The sequence below is a fragment of the Polynucleobacter sp. Adler-ghost genome (genome assembly GCF_018688495.1).
In the GTDB taxonomy this organism is placed as follows: Bacteria; Pseudomonadota; Gammaproteobacteria; order Burkholderiales; family Burkholderiaceae; genus Polynucleobacter.
Genome location: NZ_CP061320.1, coordinates 1,245,247 through 1,264,682, shown reverse-complemented (window position 1 = coordinate 1,264,682; position 19,436 = coordinate 1,245,247). Strand labels below are relative to the sequence as shown.

The 19,436-nt window shown below is 47.2% G+C and carries 18 protein-coding genes; 12 read left to right on the top strand and 6 right to left on the bottom strand.

The genetic code is table 11. The annotated features are described in order from the left end of the window. The first annotated feature begins 30 nt into the window (after positions 1 to 30). From ICV89_RS06610 to ICV89_RS06595, 4 genes are all read left to right on the top strand, one after another. A complete protein-coding gene (locus ICV89_RS06610; protein WP_215307577.1) occupies positions 31 to 423 on the top strand; it encodes a cytochrome c5 family protein in 393 nt (130 codons plus the stop codon). Positions 424 to 427: 4 nt separating this feature from the next. After that, positions 428 to 700 (top strand): SemiSWEET transporter, encoded by a 273-nt coding sequence (locus ICV89_RS06605; protein WP_215307575.1) that lies wholly within the window; start codon positions 428 to 430, stop codon positions 698 to 700. 79 nt (positions 701 to 779) lie between these two features. Continuing rightward, the gene (locus tag ICV89_RS06600) at positions 780 to 1,472 is read left to right on the top strand and encodes a fumarylacetoacetate hydrolase family protein (protein WP_215307573.1); all 693 of its coding nucleotides are present in this window, start codon (positions 780 to 782) and stop codon (positions 1,470 to 1,472) included. A 36-nt stretch (positions 1,473 to 1,508) separates the two neighbouring features. Continuing rightward, positions 1,509 to 2,555 (top strand): alpha/beta fold hydrolase, encoded by a 1,047-nt coding sequence (locus ICV89_RS06595; RefSeq protein ID WP_251370796.1) that lies wholly within the window; start codon positions 1,509 to 1,511, stop codon positions 2,553 to 2,555. A 31-nt stretch (positions 2,556 to 2,586) separates the two neighbouring features. On the opposite strand, the gene ICV89_RS06590 is transcribed toward ICV89_RS06595, so the two are convergent. After that, entirely contained in the window at positions 2,587 to 3,360 is a 774-nt protein-coding gene (locus tag ICV89_RS06590; RefSeq protein ID WP_215307571.1) for an enoyl-CoA hydratase/isomerase family protein, read from the bottom strand. An 80-nt stretch (positions 3,361 to 3,440) separates the two neighbouring features. Between ICV89_RS06590 and ICV89_RS06585 the strand changes: the two genes are divergently transcribed. From ICV89_RS06585 to ICV89_RS06565, 5 genes are all read left to right on the top strand, one after another. Then, a complete protein-coding gene (locus ICV89_RS06585; protein WP_215307570.1) occupies positions 3,441 to 3,593 on the top strand; it encodes a DUF5993 family protein in 153 nt (50 codons plus the stop codon). A gap of 5 nt (positions 3,594 to 3,598) precedes the next feature. Beyond that, a complete protein-coding gene (locus ICV89_RS06580) occupies positions 3,599 to 4,162 on the top strand; it encodes a disulfide bond formation protein B (protein ID WP_215307568.1) in 564 nt (187 codons plus the stop codon). Between the two features lie 10 nt (positions 4,163 to 4,172). Next, a complete protein-coding gene (locus tag ICV89_RS06575) occupies positions 4,173 to 5,153 on the top strand; it encodes a tripartite tricarboxylate transporter substrate binding protein (RefSeq protein ID WP_251370795.1) in 981 nt (326 codons plus the stop codon). 110 nt (positions 5,154 to 5,263) lie between these two features. Further along, positions 5,264 to 5,749, top strand: coding sequence for a hypothetical protein (locus ICV89_RS06570; protein ID WP_215307566.1), 486 nt, complete (start codon positions 5,264 to 5,266; stop codon positions 5,747 to 5,749). A gap of 43 nt (positions 5,750 to 5,792) precedes the next feature. Next, complete coding sequence (locus tag ICV89_RS06565) at positions 5,793 to 6,281, top strand: glycine zipper family protein (protein ID WP_215307564.1); 489 nt, start codon at positions 5,793 to 5,795, stop codon at positions 6,279 to 6,281. 15 nt (positions 6,282 to 6,296) lie between these two features. Here the strand turns inward: ICV89_RS06565 and ICV89_RS06560 are convergent, their stop codons facing one another. The 5 genes from ICV89_RS06560 to trxA form a co-directional block, all read right to left on the bottom strand. Further along, positions 6,297 to 7,688: an MATE family efflux transporter gene (locus tag ICV89_RS06560; protein WP_215307562.1), complete on the bottom strand. Its 1,392-nt coding sequence runs from the start codon at positions 7,686 to 7,688 to the stop codon at positions 6,297 to 6,299. A gap of 3 nt (positions 7,689 to 7,691) precedes the next feature. Continuing rightward, positions 7,692 to 9,419, bottom strand: coding sequence for a glycosyltransferase family 39 protein (locus tag ICV89_RS06555; protein WP_215307560.1), 1,728 nt, complete (start codon positions 9,417 to 9,419; stop codon positions 7,692 to 7,694). 96 nt (positions 9,420 to 9,515) lie between these two features. Next, positions 9,516 to 9,860 carry a type B 50S ribosomal protein L31 gene (locus ICV89_RS06550; protein WP_215307558.1) on the bottom strand — a complete coding sequence of 115 codons (345 nt, stop codon included), beginning with the start codon at positions 9,858 to 9,860 and terminating at the stop codon, positions 9,516 to 9,518. Positions 9,861 to 10,018: 158 nt separating this feature from the next. Then, complete coding sequence (rho, locus tag ICV89_RS06545; RefSeq protein ID WP_046330324.1) at positions 10,019 to 11,281, bottom strand: transcription termination factor Rho; 1,263 nt, start codon at positions 11,279 to 11,281, stop codon at positions 10,019 to 10,021. A gap of 212 nt (positions 11,282 to 11,493) precedes the next feature. Beyond that, the gene (trxA, locus tag ICV89_RS06540) at positions 11,494 to 11,820 is read right to left on the bottom strand and encodes a thioredoxin TrxA (protein ID WP_062309025.1); all 327 of its coding nucleotides are present in this window, start codon (positions 11,818 to 11,820) and stop codon (positions 11,494 to 11,496) included. A 141-nt stretch (positions 11,821 to 11,961) separates the two neighbouring features. On the opposite strand from trxA, the gene ICV89_RS06535 reads away from it, so the two are divergent. The 3 genes from ICV89_RS06535 to ICV89_RS06525 all read left to right on the top strand — a co-directional run bounded on the left by ICV89_RS06535 (position 11,962) and on the right by ICV89_RS06525 (position 19,420). Then, positions 11,962 to 14,955 (top strand): PD-(D/E)XK nuclease family protein, encoded by a 2,994-nt coding sequence (locus ICV89_RS06535; protein WP_215307556.1) that lies wholly within the window; start codon positions 11,962 to 11,964, stop codon positions 14,953 to 14,955. Continuing rightward, positions 14,952 to 18,479 carry an exodeoxyribonuclease V subunit beta gene (locus tag ICV89_RS06530; RefSeq protein WP_251370794.1) on the top strand — a complete coding sequence of 1,176 codons (3,528 nt, stop codon included), beginning with the start codon at positions 14,952 to 14,954 and terminating at the stop codon, positions 18,477 to 18,479. The genes ICV89_RS06535 and ICV89_RS06530 overlap by 4 nt, the downstream gene beginning before the upstream one ends. A 110-nt stretch (positions 18,480 to 18,589) precedes the next feature. After that, positions 18,590 to 19,420, top strand: a complete 831-nt coding sequence (locus tag ICV89_RS06525) for a tetratricopeptide repeat protein (RefSeq protein ID WP_215307554.1) — start codon at positions 18,590 to 18,592, stop codon at positions 19,418 to 19,420. The last annotated feature ends 16 nt before the right edge of the window (positions 19,421 to 19,436 follow it).

Here is a 19,436-nt window from a genome sequence, read left to right as displayed (position 1 = left end):
TCATACCCACTTACCTCAGAGAACTTGCTCATGAAATCATTCTTCCGCCCCTTTATTCTTGTTGCTTGTTTCTTCTCCCCATTCGCCGCCCTTGCTGAACCCGGTGAGAATACGTATAAACAAGTCTGCGCAGCCTGCCATGGCGCTGGCGTTCTCAAGGCTCCCAAGTTCGGGGATAAAGCTCAATGGGCTCCATTGATTGCTGAAGGCCAGGTCACCTTGACTGCACACGCTTATGTTGGTGTGAGAGGAATGCCTGCTAAAGGTGGTAACCCCAATCTCACAGTTGAAGGTTTCTCAGATGCAGTGGCTTATATGGCTAATAAGGCGGGTGGAAACTGGAAGTCTCCTGACGCAAAAACTCTAGCAGCCATTAATAAAGAAATTGAATCGCGTAAGGCCGGCTTGAATAAAAAGCAGTAATGACATGAATTTAGTGCCACATCAGATTGAGATCATTGGCTACTGCGCTGCATTTTTAACCACGATTGCCTTTTTGCCTCAAGCTGTTCAATCCTGGCGCACCCGAGATCTCTCTGGGATCTCGGTGGGAATGTATAGCTTATTTACTGCTGGGGTAGGTTTGTGGCTTATCTACGGACTCATTATTGAGAAGTGGCCTTTGATTCTGGCAAATGCCTTGACCTTTGCTTTGGCTCTGAGCATCTTAGTGCTCAAGCTCCGTAGTAAGAGGCGGTAATGCCAGTGATTCAAGTAGTGTCATAATTCATTTAGATCAGAATGATTAAAACATTAGACACTTATCAGAAAGGCCATTTATGAGCACGACATACGTTATCGATCCACCCATTGTTCCATCGCTACCCGTAGTGGGTGATACCCGTCGTTTTGCTGTGAATCGCATCTATTGTGTGGGTCGTAACTATGCTGATCATGCTCGTGAGATGGGTCATGATCCCGATCGTGAGCCGCCATTCTTTTTTATGAAGCCGGCTAACTCGATCGTTACCGATGGTAAAGATATGCAATATCCAAATCTATCAAATGATGTTCATCATGAGATTGAGATGGTCGTTGCTATTGCTAAGGGTGGTGCCAATATTTCTGCAGATAAAGCGCTCGAGCATGTTTATGGTTACGGAGTTGGTCTTGATATGACTCGTCGTGACTTACAAGGTGAGGCCAAAAAAATGGGTCGTCCTTGGGATACTGGCAAAGCATTTGATCAATCCGCTCCCTGCGCTGCGCTGACCCCTGCCGCTCAGTTTGGTCATCCGACTAAAGGCACGGTGAAGCTTTTGGTGAACGGTGAAGTGCGCCAAGAGGGCGACTTAAATCAATTGATTTGGAATGTTCCTGACACCATTGCTTATCTCTCTACCTTGTTTACGCTTGAGCCAGGCGATTTGATTATGTCTGGCACGCCTGCAGGCGTGGGTCCCGTGAAAAAAGGTGATGTACTTGAGGGATCAGTTGAAGGTTTAAGTCCTCTGAAAATCAAGATCGTATAAATAGTTTAAGCAGTTCAGACAGAAAAAGGGGGGGAGATGAAAATGAAGGCGCTGGGAATTGCTTTGGTGATGTGCGTGGGAGGAGTTGTTCTCTCAGCCTGTACATCGGTTGATCAACCCAAGGCTGAAGCTCCACCACCCAGTCGCTATGCCAATGCAAGTCCTTTAGATTTGCGCCTAAGTACCTGGCCTTATCCCTATCCCACTAAAGAATTTAAAACCTCTCTTCAAGGGCAGCCCGCCAGCATGATTTATATGGATGTGCCTGCAGTTGGCAAGCAGAAGGGTGTCGTAGTTTTGTTTCATGGAAAAAATTTCTCCAGTGATTATTGGGCGCCTACGATCAAAGGATTGACTGCGGCAGGTTACCGAGTCATTGCTCCGGATCAGATTGGCTTTGGCAAATCTTCTAAACCAGACGTGGCATATCATTTCGATGATCTTGCCCAGAACACACAAGCTTTATTGAAATCGCTTGGCGTGAGTAAGACTTCAGTGATTGCCAACTCGATGGGCGGTATGGTGGGTATTCGGTTTGCGCGCCTTTATCCTAAAACGGTCCAGAAACTGATCTTGGAAAACCCATTGGGTCTTGAAGACTACACTAAAGATATTCCGCCACAGACCAATGACAACTTACTGAAGTTGGAGATGGCACAAACAGAAACTAGTTATCGCCGTTTCTTGCAATCGTATTTTCCAGTGTGGCAGCCGAGCTTTGAGCAGTTTGTAGAGGTCTATGTCAGGATTCAAAAAGGACCTGACTACCCAGCCTATGCAAAGACCTCAGTGTTAACTTATCAGATGATTGCTGAAAAACCAGTAGTGGGTGATTTGCCTCAACTGAAGATGCCGGTATTGCTGGTTATTGGCCAGAAAGACAGAACCGTATTTGGTCGCCGCTTTGCGCCACCCGAAGCGGTCAAGTCTTTAGGTAATTTTCCTGAGTTAGGTCGTAAAGCAGCGCAGGTCATTCCGAATGCCAAGTTAGTTCCCCTAGACAATGTTGGACATATTCCCCATATTGAAGCGCCGGATGTTTTTGTTCAGACAGCAGTGGATTTCTTAAACTCCAAATCCTAAATCAGGCGGTCATCGAGATGGTAGTCGATCTTTATTTACCAAGCCACTGAGGCGGGCGTCCTTCAAGGAAGGCATTGACTCCTTCTTTGAAGTCAAGGCTGTTATAAGTCTGCCTCATGAGCTCGGTGCAATCCGGTAAGTTACTCTCCATCAAGCGCGCCAAAGTGACTTTGCTCGCCTTTTGTGTCATGGGTGCGAGGGTCGCTAATTTCCCAGCTAAAACTTCAGTTACTTCTGCAATAGCATCAGGGGTAGTAGTTTGGTAGAGGTAGCCTGAGCCAAGTAACTCGGGTGCTGTAATCAGTTCTGCACTGAGTAACATGCGCTTTACCATTGGCACGCCTAAGTGATAAGCAATCCAAGATAGATTGCTGGGCGATAAACAGTTACCCAAGGTCTTGGCGACTGGAATACCGAAGCGCGCATCATTGGTCGATATTCTGAAATCACATGCAGTAGCAATGAGTAAGCCGCTACCTACTGCTAATCCTTCGATGAGTGCAATTGTCGGAATCGGCAAATGTTGCAGAGAGTGAAAAATAGCATCTACTGCAACTTCATAGGGCTCATCTTTTTGGAGCGCCACAAATTGCTGTATGTCGCTGCCCGATACAAAGGCTTTATCACCGGCGCCTCTAAAAATAGCTACCTTGATCTCTGGCATGTTTGCGATCGCATCGCAAATTCGCTTGAGTTCTTCATACATAGGCCATGTCAAGGCATTGCGTGCACTAGGATTATTGAAGGTGATTCGGGCTGTAGATCCATCAAGCTGAAGGTCGATGCACGGTGGGGCGGAGTTCATTACCTCATTCTATACAAAAGACCCTTTGAGGCACTTGTTTTTCGGTATAGATCGACCTGCGATAGAATTCATTTATGTATATGTTTCTACCTTTCCTGACAGCCTTTATCGGCCTTGTCCTTGTGTGGTTTGAGAAACGACTGGCAGGTTTAGCGCTACTGGCTATTACCGTTGGCATCTTGATGTTCTGGTTCCGCATTCATGCGAACAGTCATCTCAATCTCAATTTCTAAAGAAGATGAGCAAGCACTCTTTTCCTTCTTTGGCAGGTCTTGGTAATCAGCTGGCTTTGACTGCGATTATTGGCATGTTGTCCTATGCCTTTGTCGATCAACTCTATTTCGGTGAACTGCCATGCCCACTGTGTCTTATGCAGCGTATGGGTTTTGTGATTATCGGCTTTGCACTAGTACTCAATATTCGTTGTGGTGCGCATTCTGCTCACTACGGCTGGGGCATCATTGGTGGCTTAGTAGGCATGATGGTATCTTTGCGCCAGGTGCTCTTGCATGTTTTACCGGGAGATAAAGGATTTGGTGCCACCTTCTTAGAGTTGCACTTTTACACTTGGGCCTTTGTAGCTTATCTTGGGCTTATTGCAGGGCTAGCAATTCTATTGATGTTGCCTAACCGAGATGTGCGCTCGCGTTCACTGCTTGCCAATACATTAATCATTTTATTTATTGTTTTAGTCTTTGCTAACTTAGCCTCCACTCTGTTTGAATGTGGCATTGGTCCTTGTGCTGATGATCCTGTTCAATATGAGGGATGGATTTGGCTGCGTACGCGTTTTGGTTTTTAAGTCGGCGCCTGTGAAGTGTCTTCTAACCTTACTGGTTTTCTTGGGCCTCACTAATTTCGCCCAATCCCAAACAATTAAAACCGATGCTGCTTGGCCTAAACAAACCATCAAAATTGTGGTGACATTTACACCTGGTGGGGCGCCCGATATTTTGGCGCGTGTACTAGCTGAAAGTTGGCAGAAAAGTCTAGGTGTGCCAGTGCTGGTAGAAAATCGTCCCGGCTATGGCGGCAATATTGGAGCTGACCTGGTAGCCAAGAGCGAGCCAGATGGCTACACACTCCTGATCGGTACTGTAGGTATTCATGCAATCAACGGCGCCCTTTATGACAAGATGTCTTTTCATCCGATCAATGATTTCACGCCCATTAGTTTTTTAGCGAGCACCCCCAATGTACTGGTGGTCAATAAGAAGTTGGGTGTCAATAATCTTCACGAACTGATTGAGCTCGCCAAAGCCAAACCGAATGAGCTTACTTTTGGCTCATCTGGTGTCGGCACTTCATTGCATATGTCTGGCGAACTCTTTAAAGAGATGACTGGTGTGCAGATTCGGCATATTCCATATAAAGGAAGAGCCCAATCTTTGCCTGATCTCATCAGTGGTCGTATTTCTATGTTGTTTGATAACCTGTCTTCATCCTTGTCTTTGATTAAGGCGGGTGAGGTTCAGGCCTTAGGAGTAACGACTCTAAAACGCTCTCCAGTAGCTCCAGAGATTCCGACCATGGCAGAGCAAGGCTTACCTGGATTTGAGGCAACCTCGTGGTTTTCTCTCATGGCGCCAGCAAATCTACCTCCAGATCTACAAAAGCGTTTAAATACCCTAACTCGCCAAACCCTCAATCAGACCGAAGTCAAAAACAAGCTTCGTGCCAGTGGTTTGGAACCAGCGCCAGGAAGTCCCCAAGACCTCCAGAAGCTGATCCAATCCGAGACGAATAAATGGGGTAGGGTTATTTACAAATCAGGCGCAAAATTAGAGCAGTAGCACAATGCGGCAAAGTAATAAATATCTTAATAAAAAGCCCTATTCCTGTCAGCTTGGATTTAGCTGATGCGTTAAAGGTAGTAGGAGGCGACCATTTGAAGGGGTCCACTATGAATACAGCTCAACTGCAATACAAATTCAGCATCCCTAAAGCGATGCTAGCGATCATCACGGTAGCCGGAGTATTAGCGCTTATATCGGCGTCGGCACCAGCTCAGGCGGGTAATGTCGGCTGGGCGGTCTCTGTTGGGGGTGGCTATGGTGGCGGTTGGCGTCCTGCAGCATATGGGCCAGGCTATGGCGGCGGATGGGGCCCAGGCTGGCGTGGTGGATATTATGGTCCTGGCTATGGCTACCCTTATGCTGCTGGCTACTATGCACCACCCGTAGTTTATGCAGCGCCACCCGTGGTGAGCTATGCGACTCCGCAGCAGCCTATGGTATTGGCTTCTCAGCCCCAGGCTCCAGTTTGGTATTACTGTGAAGCAAGTGGGCAATACTTTCCATACGTACAAAGTTGTGCGTCAGGCTGGCAGACTCAGCCGGCAATGCCACCGTCGGGCAACGCGCCTACCAAGCAGTACAGACAAAATTAACTAATTAACTAATTAACTAAGTGACTCAATTTAGGAAATGAATATGAAACGTGCCGTACTGACTTTGGTCATCATCAGCTCTTTAGTCTCTTTAGCTGCTTGTGTCTCTGCGCCAACTGGCCCAACGATCGCCATCATGCCGCGTGAAGGCAAACCTTTTGAAGTGTTCCAGCAAGAAGATCAGCAGTGCCGTGAGTTTGCTGCAAATGCAATCAAAGATACTAGTAATGCTGCCTTAAAAGAAGGTGCTACCAGTGCGGCAATCGGCGCTGCTATCGGCGCTGCAGCTGGTGCTGTCATTCAGGGAGGCAGTAGTCAGAACATTGGTACTGGTGCAGGCGTTGGCTTACTCGGTGGTGCAGCCATGGGTGCTATGAATGCATCTGGCAAACAAAACCAAGCGCAGGCGCAATACAACATCGCTTACCAACAGTGTATGTACTCCAAAGGCAATCAGGTACCAAGTTATCCATCGCAGGGGGGTAATCCTAACTACAGACCTCCAAGTAGTGGATTTAAACCGATTCAGTAAAACAATTTACCGAAATCAAACCTGAACCGGCGGATGCGTTTTCTCAAATCGTGCTGCCGTTCTTCTAAAGAGATAGAGTAAGAGTAGAGCAGCTAATCCTAGGCTCATACTATTGCCAGCCCAAAAGCCGTTAGCGCCTTGTAAAAACTCCGGCGTATTGCCTAAGACATTAAAGCCCATCAAATATCCACCACCCAAACCTACACCCCAAAGTGAGCCTGCATAAATCAGCATAGGCCAGAAGGCAATACGATAGGCACGCAGAATAAATGCTGCAGTAATTTGCAAAGCATCAAAGAGTTGATAAAAAGCAATAAACAGAAAGAGGGGGATGGAGAATGCCTTCACCTCGTCCGGTGGATCGTAAAGATCTAGTAAGTTCACTCTAAAAATCCACACCATCACCCCAATGAAAACACATAAAGTGGTGGTGAAGAAAACCGACGACCAGCCAATTTCTTCTGCACGTTCTTGTTTATCTGCGCCAATAGATTGAGATACCAAAGTCATCGTGGCAATCGATAGGGACAGGGGTACCATGTAAATTACTGTTCCCATATTCGCCACAATTTGATGGCCAGCTAAAGCAGTGGTACCTAAGCGCGCAATAAAGAGTGACATAAATGTAAAAGAGGTCACTTCAATTAAATAACTAAAGCCAATGGGCGCACCCAATTTGAGTAGGGTCCAGATGCGATGCCAGTCAGGCCAACTAAAGCGTACAAAGATTTTGAATGGTTTATAGAAGCTATCAAAGAGCACAAAGCCTAGTGTGATGATGAACCAAAACCAGTTGATGATGACAGTAGCAACTGCGCAGCCTGGCCCACCCATACCTTCAATGCCCAAGCCTCCATAAATAAATAAGAGATTGAGTGGCAGTTTTAAGCCCAAGCCGATCAGTTGCACTACGGTAATGACTGTTGGCCTTGAAACCGCATTGTGAAGCGCCATGAGTACGCGCATTGCCATGCTGGCCGGCAAACCAATTGCTAGGATATTGAGATACAACTTGGCCTTACCTTCAATATCTGGTGTTACTTGAGAGATTTCTAGTAAGTGGTCTGCATTGAGCAAAATCGCAGCACCTAATAAGGTCAGCCCAAGAGCGAGCCAGGTGGCTTGGCGTACTTCCTCACCAATCTCACCAAAACGCTTGGCTCCAAAGAGTTGTCCGGCGATTGGGGCTAGGGCAGAGATTACGCCGGTGAGCCCAACATAAATACTAATAAAGATCGCTGAAGCCATTGCTAGAGCAGCTAAGTCATCGGCAGAATAGCGCGCTGTCATCGCAGTATCTAAAACACCAAAGGTAATGACTGCTAGTTGACCAATGAGAAGTGGGCCGGCGAGTTTTAGAAGGGAAGGCACATCCTCGCGCAAACGCGATAATTTAAAGTGCAGCACGTTTTATTCTTTACCTGCAGGGGTAATTTGATACAGGCGCAGACGCTCATCACGATCAGACGCACGGCGATCTTCCCAGAGTAATTCAATTTTCTTTTTATTGAGACTGGCGTATGCCTTGGCCTCTAAAGAGCTGTGAGTTAACATCAGATTGCAGCTGGAATCATCACGCAAAGGTAGTTTGGTGAAATAGCTAAATGAAGCTAACTGAGCTGGACCCAGATTAGATGTATCAATGCATCCTGGCGTATTGGCAATAATCGTTTCCAGACGATCAGAAACATAGCGATAAGTCTTAGCATAATTGATGGTTGGCAACCATAAGGTCATTAGCAGAACCCACATCAAGGTGGTGCCAGAGGCGGAGATGATGAGGCAGCGCCAGATTTCTTTAGGGGCGCGAGAAGTTCTCCAGCGCACAATTGCCAACCATACACCCGTAACCACTAGGGCGACAATAAAACTGATGTAATCAAATTGCGCCTGAAAGCCAGGTAATAGTCTTGCTAAATTTGCAGCGGTTGATTCTGGGAAGCCAGTCACCTTAGCGAGCCAAATAATCCAAATAGCCAAAGCGATCATGGTGAAGCTAAACATCGCAAACCAATCAATAAAGCTAATCAGGTTGCGCTTGAGAATCGGCAAACTAAATGCAGCAATGATCGATAAACTGGGAATCAAAATGATGAGGTCATGTTCGTTTGCCTCTAGGCGGAACAGAACATAAAACAAGCAACCAATAAACAAACTCAGCGGAATGCACAGATGAGGAGCGCGCCATTGGCCTGCCTCTTTTACTCGGCCCCAGTGTGCGAGCGAGATGATAGCCAAGGGCCAAACAGGCCAGGCGTAGGCCCAAAAGTTAACACTCAAAAATCCTAGGGATTCAATAGAAGGTGTTGCGCGCATTTCTGGCATGTTGCGCCAACCTTCTTGTGCGATATGACGCCACTCGGGAGTAAGGTCACCCAAATACCAAAGTGCCGGCCAAATCGCAAAACCGATGAGACCGAAGACCGTACTAGTTAAGGTCCAGCGAAAGCGCAACTTCGCATTACTGGCAATCACTGCAATGATGGTGGAGCTGACGATGATGAGGCTGAGCGTCAGATTGCTTGAGAGCGCCACGATCGCAATCCCAAGGCCACTCCAAAGGCCGCCTTGCCAGGGTTTATCTAAACCACGTACTGTGCCGTATAAGACAATGCTGATGCCCATCAGTTGCGCCATCATTGGCGTAGTCTCATGCGCACGTTGCGCAAGTCCAACGCAAGCTAAGAAAATCAGTAGCGCACCATCGGCCATAGTCATACCGTAATTTTTACGACCAGGCTGACCACCAACTGCCAGTACCATTGGCTGCACTTCTGGACGACGCCCCAATAGATAAGTTGCGTACCAAATGGCTAGTGCAGCGGCAAAGAAGCAAACTGCCGCATAAAGACGTGCCGCATTGGCCATGCCAATGAATGGACCAAACAAATCCATCAGGGTGGCGCCTAGCCAGTAGGGGAAGGGTGCGCCAAGAGAAACATCACGCCCCGCAAGGTGCGGCACAATCCATTCGATTGCTTTGCCACTGTGCAAAGTCCACATGCCACCAAATCCAATGGCATCTTCGTTCTTCCAGGGGTCACGCGCAAAGAGTCCGGCAAAACCATAGACTAAAGTCAACGCAAAAATAATGATGCGTGGAATGGAGGTAGTGGCGGCGGCGGTGAGTTTGACCATATAAAACTAGCAATAAAAAAGGCAGCAAACGCTGCCTTGATTATCTCGCAGGGGAGGGTGAGTAGTGAATACCCAACCCTTTGTCGAGTAAGCCTATTACTTCTTCTTAGCTGGCTTTTCAGCAGCTTTAGCTTCTGCAGCAGCTGCTTTTTTCTCAGCTGTTTTAGCAGCGCCATCACCAGTAGCTTTAGCAACTGCTTTGGTACCGAATTTCTGACGGAATTTCTCAACACGACCGGCAGTATCCATAATCTTCTGGGTACCAGTGTAGAAAGGGTGTGACTCAGATGAAGTCTCGATCTTGGACAAAGGATATTCCTTGCCATCTTCCCACTTGATTGTCTCTTTAGTAGACATTGTGGAGCGAGTCTTGAAGCTGAAGTTATTAGAAACGTCTACAAAGACGATTTCACGATATTCGGGGTGAATGCCAGGTTTCATTATTGAGTCCTATTAGCGGGCAGCCGTTTTGGTGAGGTAACAAAATACGAGACCTAAATACTTACCCAAGTTAAATGCAAATGATTAAAGCGGTAAAGGCAAAATTATGCCATGAAATCAACAACAAAGCGTATTTTTACCAGCTCTGGGAACCTAAATTAGCCACCCTTACGCATTAAATCGAAGAATTCACCATTATTTTTAGTGGATTTGAGTTTATCAACGATAAAGTTCATTGCCTCAATATCATCCATATCGGCCAATAATTTACGTAATACCCAGATTTTCTGGAGATTTTCTGCTTTAACCAGCAACTCTTCACGGCGGGTACCGGACTTGTTGAGATTAATCGATGGGTAAACACGGCGCTCAGCCAAGCGACGCTCAAGGTGTACTTCCATATTGCCGGTACCTTTGAACTCTTCGTAGATGAGGTCATCCATACGGCTGCCTGTTTCAATCAGAGCGGTAGCAATGATGGTGAGTGAGCCACCTTCTTCCACGTTACGGGCCGCACCGAAGAAGCGCTTTGGACGTTGCAATGCGTTTGCATCCACACCACCAGAGAGTACTTTTCCGGATGAAGGAATGACGGTGTTGTATGCGCGAGCTAGACGGGTAATCGAATCAAGCAAGATGATGACGTCTTTTTTCATCTCAACTAAGCGCTTGGCTTTTTCAATCACCATCTCGGCAACTTGAACGTGACGCACAGCCGGCTCATCAAAGGTCGATGCAACGACTTCGCCGCGAACAGAGCGCTGCATTTCAGTCACTTCCTCAGGACGCTCATCCACTAACAACACGATCAAGATAGCATCGGGATTGTTTGCAGAAATCGCATGCGCAATATGCTGCATCATCACGGTCTTACCGGATTTGGGTGAAGACACGATCAAGCCACGCTGGCCATAGCCAATCGGGGAGATCATATCGATAATACGGCCAGTTAAATTCTCTTCCGCCTTGATATCACGTTCTAATTGAATGACGCGATTTGGGTGCAAAGGCGTTAAGTTCTCGAACATGATGCGGTTTTTCAAGGCCTCAGGAGCCAAACCGTTAATCTTGTCTACCTTAACCAGTGCAAAGTAACGCTCGCCATCCTTAGGTGTACGAACCTCGCCTTCAACGCTGTCACCAGTGTGCAGGTTAAAGCGGCGGATTTGGGCAGGGGAAATATAGATATCGTCCGGAGAAGCCATATAAGAGGCGTCTGGGGAGCGCAAGAAACCAAAGCCATCAGGCAATACTTCCAAAGTACCGTCACCAAAAACGGATTCGCCTTCTTTAGCGCGTTTCTTCAGGATGGCAAACATCAACTCCTGTTTGCGCATACGTTGCGTATTTTCAATCTCCAGGCTAGCTGCCATTTCAAGCAGGGCGGATACGTGGAGTACTTTGAGTTCAGATAATTGCATGTGGTTCTCGGGTGTAGATAAGGGTGTAAATGTGTTTTGGGGTATCGCTGTCTAGATGGACATCAGACAGAATTGAAAAGCGGAATGTTTGGGGGAGTTTGCTAGAAAAAGAGGGGCACTTGAAGTGCGTTGAACTGCTAATGAAACAGATACTACACTAAAAACAGCTAAAAACCACAGGCTCACCCAGTGAACCTGTGATCTGGGACTATTTACAGATGACTATCAATAAAAGCAGTCAACTGCGATTTGGCCAAAGCGCCTACTTTTTGAGCAGCAACAGTGCCGTTCTTAAAGAGGATCAACGTCGGAATGCCACGAATATTGAACTGGGCAGGAACGCCTTGGTTCTCATCCACATTCATCTTAGCGATTTGAATCTTGTCGCCGTATTCACCAGCCAGCTCTTCAAGGATGGGGCCGATCATCTTGCAAGGGCCACACCACTCAGCCCAGAAGTCCAAGAGAACAGGTTTATCGGACTTGAGAACGTCTTGCTCGAAAGAAGCGTCAGTTACATATTTGATGCCGGCACTCATGAAAATTCCTTAATTAGTCTTATTTAGTTTTATATAGTTATTGCCTTACAACGCTTATATTAGCAATAAGCCACACTTTCTGCCTAATTTCTAAAAATCGCTCACCAACTAGCCCCAAAGCCAGCCCCATCACCACACTCAATGCCACACCCATTTCCGACCCTAAACCAGCAAAAGCAGCCACATGTTTGGGCAATTGCGCCTGATGCTCATGCTCTTGAGTCGCTAGCTGAGGGTATTTGGGATTGTGCAAGGCAGGCCAACCAGCGTCCCTTAGTAGTGCTGAGTACGGCAGGCCCATTAATGGAGGTGAGAGCCGCTTTAGAGAGGTATCGACCCCAGAATTTACCAAGTCAGATTGCCTTCCTACCTCAAGTCATGAGTTTTAACGACTGGCTAGAAGCAGCGCCAGGTGCTTGGAAGTTCCCCAAGAAGCAAACGAATCTAGAGCGTTGGTTATCTGTTTACATTAATTTGCGCAAACATAAAACATTGCAAAGCTGGTTCAAGGCTGAGAATGAGGCGGGTGCATGGGGATTGGCCCAGGCAGTGATCGATGCATGCGATGCTTTGTCAGAGGCAGTCGTGCCACTCATGCAAAGTGAGATTAATGCCTTAGTGCAAAACCCAACCCTCGATGCAGAGTTATGGGTAAAAAAAGTGGAAACACTGTTAGATCAAGCAATCGCTAAAGCCTATGTTGGTTTATCTCGTCAGGTTGTTGATCAAGAATCCACAGTGTTATTAGCCTTCTGGCGCTATCTCAGTAGTCCTGGTGATCCTGTAATACGTAAACATATCGCCTTGGCTGCCCATCTTCAAGCAGCCAGTACGAATCAAGCTCTTGCCAGGCCTTTGATTTGGGTAGAGACTGCCGATCCTAAGCCAATTGATCAAGAGACGATCTCGGAGTACTTGCAGGAGTATTCGCAATTTGCACCCGTAGTCAATATTGGATTAGATTGGCATTCAGTAGCGCTGTGGTCTGAAGCCTTAAGCGGTCAAAATGCTGAGGGTCAACTCAAACCCGTAGATAGCGAACAACAGATTCAAATTGATCGCAATGTTCAAGCAAGCTTTCACAATGGGTGGAAGTTGCTAGCAGCTAGACGCTTTGAAGAACTAGCTTGGGCAGCAGCTAAGTCAATTGAGGCGCACTTAATTGCTGGCAAGACCAATATCGCTCTAGTTGCACAAGATCGTTTGGCTGCAAGAAGGGCGCGGGCATTGTTATCCCGCTTTGGTCCTAGTTTGCGTATTCGGGATGAAACCGGTTGGAAGCTATCCACTACTCGCGCCGCTGCCTCGCTCAATAGTTGGTTAGAGTTAATTCGTTCACCAAAAGAAGGACCGAGTGCCAGTGCTTTGCTCGAGTTTTTGCAAAATCCATTTTTTGATATTGCGCATACCTTGCAAAAGCCGCCACAGGCTTGTGTCAGTCTGATTGCGCAGCTCGAGGATATTCTGATTGCAAGCCAAGCAAAGTCTGGTTGGGAAACCTTTCGGATGGCGATTGAGCGAGCTAACGCTTACTCATCATCGCGCGGTAGTGTGCCTTATGAATCACTCTTAGAGCTACTTACTTTCTTACAACGGCATCATGCCCAGTGGTTGGAGCTCAAGCTAGATTGTGAAAATGCTTATGTGCTTCTAAATACCAATCTACAAGAGATGGGTATGACACAAGAGCTTGAGAAAGACTCTGCCGGTAAACAATTACTTGAAGTACTCAAGACCTTTGATCTGGGCGCGGGAGCTTACCGGCAAGTTAGTATGCGTTTGCCGGAATGGCTGAGCTTACTCAAGACAGTGATTGAAGAAGCCTCGTATCAGGAGGTGGGGCAACAAGCGGAAGCAACTCTGAGCATCCTGCCTCTGAGCTCAACACGTTTACGAGAGTTTGATGCTGTTGTCTTGGTGGGTTGTGATGAGCAACAATTGCCAGCGTTTTCTGAACCGCCATTATTTTTCTCGGACACGCTCAATCGATTATTAAAAGCCTCGACCATTACAGCGCAATATATTCAGCAAGCCAGAGATCTATCGCAATTATTAATTTCTTGTCCTGAGGTGGAGTTACTTTGGCAAAGTAAAAGTAAGAGCGGTGAACCACTCAGACCATCAGCCTGGATTAGTCGTCTGCGTACGCAACTTCCAGATTGGTCAATATTAGAAGTGAAGCCCGATACGCATGCGGATCACTCCCGTCCTTTGCAGGAGGCGGTCACTACGGTCAATCCAGAGATTGCTTTGCCAGTGAGCATGTCCCCTAGTGCATATAAGGCTTTAAGAGATTGCCCTTATCGCTATTATGTCCGCAGCATCTTGGGATTGCGAAAGGCAAAAGAATTTGAGGAAGGCTTTGATGCCTCATTGGCAGGGCAGGTTTTGCATGCTGTATTAAAAAACTTTTTCCAAGCATTAAAAACAGAAGAGCAAAAATCCCATTCAAGCATTCATCAGGGCGAAGATGCTCGTCGTTTGTGGATGCAAGAGCATCTCACAAAGTATTCAGAAAAAGAGTTTGAGCGCTTAATTAAGGGCGATGCTAGGGTCACCGGAACTTTGCGTGATTGGCAAAAACAGATCCCTAGCTTTGTAGCTTGGCAACTCAAGCGTGAGGCAGAGGGTTGGCAATATCACGATGCCGAGCTAGCAGTCGGCTTCATCCTAATCCTGACTGACTCTGATGGTATCGAGAGGGAAATTGAGATTGCGGGGCGTGCTGACCGCTTTGATGTCAACACCAATCATTCCAATGCCGCAGCAGTCATTGATTACAAGAACCAAGGCATCACCAAAATCAAGAAGCGGGCAGAGCGTCTTTTAGATGACCCTCAGCTATTAATCTATGCCCGCGCTGTAAATGAAAATGCCATTGCTGCGCATCTTCCTGGGCGAACTGTTGAGCAAGCTGAGTGGGTTTCACTAAAGGCAGATCTCAAGAAAGCCGATGACAAGATTGTCAGAACACATCCAGTTGAAAATATGCCAGAGATGATGGAGCAATTTTCAGAGCAGCTACATGAAGATCTAGAAGTCTTGTGGGCGCGCAAGCCCATGAAAGCTTTTGCACCAGATAGCGTGTGCCAGTATTGCGAAGCTAGGGGCATTTGCAGAAAGGGGATGTGGTGAAAGATAATTTTGATTACCCCGTGGCCTGCAACCCCAACAACTCAGTAATTGTTTCTGCTTGTGCGGGCAGTGGCAAGACTTGGCTCTTAGTTGCGCGCATGGTGCGCTTATTACTTGCTGGCGCTAAGCCTCAAGAAATCCTAGCACTGACTTTTACCCGTAAAGCTGCACAAGAAATGCGTGACCGCTTATACGGATTGCTAGAACAATTTTCTCAAATGACTGATGGGCAACTCCTGCAGGAGCTCACCATCAGGGGTTTAGATGGTGCCCAAGCCAAGCACTTATTGCCGCAAGCAAGAACGCTTTACCTTAAAGTATTAATGAGCCCCCAATCGATTGTGATTGACACCTTCCATGGCTGGTTCGGAAGACTTCTTGGAGCAGCCCCAATTTCAGCAGAAGTGCAGCCTGGATTTAGTCTTCGTGAAGATGCTAAGCGTTTACAAGAAGAGTGTATGCAAGATTGGTGGGGAGATTTATCTGCTGATCTTAAGCAACACTATGACGTTTTACTCAAAGCGTTTGGCGCATTTGAGACCGAGAAGTTTTTGATGGGCAATTACAGCCTCTTTAAGCAAAGAGGTGCTTGGACATTCTTTTTAGCTTCCTGCAAGACTAGGGGCATTTCGCCACTTGATGTTTTGGCGCAATGCTTGCCCAATTTAACTTTACCGAACCCGCTAGAAGAATATTGGCGGCGCCCTGGCACCAAAGAAGATTTGCAGGTAATGCTAGATTGCTTTAGCAATGGCACAGCCACTCAAAAGAAAAGGGTGCCATTGATACAGAAGGCGATCGCTCTTCACGTAGCAGACCAATCTATTGTGGAGATTGCAGATGAATGGCAAAGCTGTTTCTACGCTAAAAGTACACTGACACCATCAGACGATATTGCCAACATGTCTTCACCCATGCAAAAGTACCTTGCTTCGACTGGTGGCGACCCAGCGCAGATCACCGCCATTCGAAATGCCTGGGTAGATGCATATGAGGCATGGTTTGCCTGGCAAAACGATCAAGATACTGATGCGATTAACACCGCCTGGTTTGCAATGAGTGAAGCCATGCTAGAGCATATGCAAAAGGCGAAAGAGTCTATGCGCGTGCGCGACTTTGATGACTTAGAGATTGGTGTGAGCCAGCTCATGGCGGATCCGGCGAATGCCGCTTATCTACAAGCTAGATTGGATGCGAAGTACAGTCACATTCTGATTGATGAGTTTCAGGATACCAATCCACTGCAATGGCAGATTTTGCGATCCTGGTTAGAGGGCTATGGACAAGATGGCGCTCGTCCCAGCGTTTTTATTGTAGGAGACCCCAAGCAGTCAATCTATCGCTTCCGCCGTGCCGACCCAAGATTATTTGATAGCGCCAGAGATTTTCTAACTGCTAACTTACAAGCTAAATCACTCCAAAAAAACACTACCCGCAGAAATGCACATGCAATTAACGATGCAGTGAACAATATCTTTTTAACAGATGCAGTTCCACCAAGTTATGTGTTTGCTAAACAAGAGACTGACTGGAAGGCGCCAATAGAAGGTATCGCTAAGCACGAGTTTGCTACCAAGGGTGAGGCGATGTTATTGCCACTGATTGAGCGTGTAGAGCAAGACCAAGCTGAGCGTACTGGTAGTGCTTTAGATAACCCCATTGAGGATGCAGGACTGACTGTCGGAGTGCAGCAACGCTATTGGGAAGGTCAACAAGTCAGTCGCTTGATTCATCATGTATTAGCAACACGCCAAGTAATTGATAAAAAAGATGGTAAGGACTATTGGCGCCCAGCAAGAGCTAGCGACTTTATATTGCTCGTGAAACGACGTGCCTACTTATCGCAATTTGAACGAGCCCTGCGTGAAGCGGGCTTAGCTTATGACAGTTCTCGCCTCGGTGGCCTTCTCAATACTCTAGAGATTGATGACTTAATTGCATTACTTACCGTCTTGGTATCCCCAAGACATGACTTGCCATTAGCGCAAGTATTGCGTAGCCCAATCTTTAGTTTTACTGAGCAACAAATGCAAAAGCTCAGTAGTCATGTAGGCGATAGCCAAAGCGAGCGCCAAGGTCAAACCCAAGCTTCTTGGTGGGATGCATTGCAAAGTAGTTCTGAGGCAGAGACTCTGAAGGCGGCACGCTATTTAGAACGTTGGAGAGGTTTAGGCGAAGTATTACCTGTACATGACCTGCTGGACTTGATCTATCAAGAGAGCAATTTACGAGTTAGTTATGCAGTGGCTTCTCAAAATCTAGCGCGTGCACAGGTACTGGCTAATTTAGATGCGTTCTTGGAACTTGCCTTGAATCAAGATGGCGGCCGCTACCCAAGTTTGAGTCGTTTTATCGAAGAGATTAATGCGATGCGTCGGGGTGACGATGATGAGACTCCTGATGAGGGAGATGTAGAAGCGGAAGCCGACGAAGATATTGGTGAGGTGGATCTCGATAGCGAGATGTCCGATGAAGAGCAGTATCAGCGTGTACGCCTCATGACTATTCATGGTGCCAAGGGATTAGAGTCACCATTTGTGATCATGTTGGATGCCAACCACACCGAGTGGAAAGCGCCTAAGCGCGGAGTGCTGCTCGACTGGTCTCCTGATGAGACTAGCCCAAGCCATCTGTCTCTGTATACCGCAAAGTCTTTGACCGAGAAGCGCGCAGCAATCTATCAAAAAGAAAATGAAGTGAGTGAGAATGAAAATTGGAACCTTCTCTACGTTGCAATGACTCGTGCACAGCAAGGCTTATGGATTAGCGGTGTGCAATCTCACATCAAAGATGGCATTGGCCAAAAATCTTGGTATGGCAGGGCGCTGGCAGCTGGGATGGAAATCTTAGACCCCACCCAATTGCTTGAAGTAATCCCGCAAGAGCAAGAGAGGGCGATCTCCAACGATAGCGAACCATTTCAGATGGATCATTTCCAACTGTCATGGGATGCGGCCAAGCAATCTCATCTAGAAGTCATTGCCAATATTGAAAGCGGTGCACTAGCCATCGCTACAAAAGCAAAAGAGCAAGCACAAGCGCTAGTGCAGTCCGATCCAGAAATTTTGGAAGAGGGTACCCATTTCCATAAACTGCTAGAGTTCTTGACCACACATTCTGGCAGTCAAGTTGCGCTTGCAATGCCAAGCGAGCAAGAGCTCATGAATTGGCTCGGTATTGATCAAGAGCGTGCCAAAAAACTCAGGGAGCGTGTCCAGCTTGTTATGGATGCGCCCATACTCAAACCCTACCTTACGGATAATCAATGGATCCAAGCCTGGAATGAGATTGATATAGCGGACGAGCATGGTAAAAGCTATCGCATGGATCGTCTAGTGGAGTTTGATGATCACTTGGCCATCCTAGATTACAAGCTCACGATTCCAGAAGAGGGTGATGAGAAGTACGATAAATATCGCAAGCAATTGCAGGGCTACCAAGCTGAGCTCGCGCGCATTCGGAAAGACAAGCCAAATAAGGCTTTTTTAATCTCCTCAAAGGGCGATCTCAAGGAAGTCATCTAGCCTTAGACCCCTTGAAATCCCCCCAAAAGACCCAATATAAGTAGGGAATAGCAAAAATCCCTAAACTAGGGATAATGAAATTCACACGAAACATCCTACAAGGAGTCTTGATGAACATTCGTAAAGTAACCCATTTATTCGTTAGCGTATTCGCAGCAGCATTACTGCTAATTAGCAATACAGCATTTGCCGAGGCCACTTTGTCTGAGGTGTATCAAGCTGTGCAATCTGGGCAGATGGCCAAAGCCGATGTCATGATGAAAGAGGTTCTGCAAAACCATCCTAACAGCGCAAAAGCCCACTATGTGGCTTCTGAGCTTTACCTCAAAGAGGGTAAGTTAGAGCTGGCGCGCAATCATTTCATTAAAGCGCAAAACTTAGCTCCAGGTTTGCCGTTTGCACAAGCTGAGTCAGTGCAAAAACTTCAAGTGCAATTAGCAAGTGGTGCAAGCGCTCCTGCTACTAGCCAGACATCTATTTTCAGCAACCCACTTTTCTGGGGTTTGATTGCCATCTTGGTAGTTGGCGTCATCATTGTGATGAAGCGTCGTAAGGCTGAAGCGGTACAGGTCTATAACGCCCCAAGCGCTGGATACCCTGGAACTCCAGGTGGACCCGCTGGCTATCCCGGCGGTCCTGGTGGCCCTGGCTATCCTGGAGCACCAGCAGCAGGTGGCATGGGTAGCGGCCTGATGGGTAGTCTTGCCACTGGCGCTGCATTGGGTGCTGGTATGTATGCTGGCCAGGCATTAGCCAGTAATCTCATGGGTGGTCACGATAACGGACATTCCAATGCTGGCTCTAACCCCAATCTGAATCAAGTTGGCGGCCCAGCATCTTTAGATCCTAACTTTGGTGTACGTGATGCCGGCTCTTGGGATGATGGTGGTGCAAGCTCATGGGATGACAGCGGTGGCGGTGACTTTATGAGTGACGTCTGATTTTTACACTGCTTAT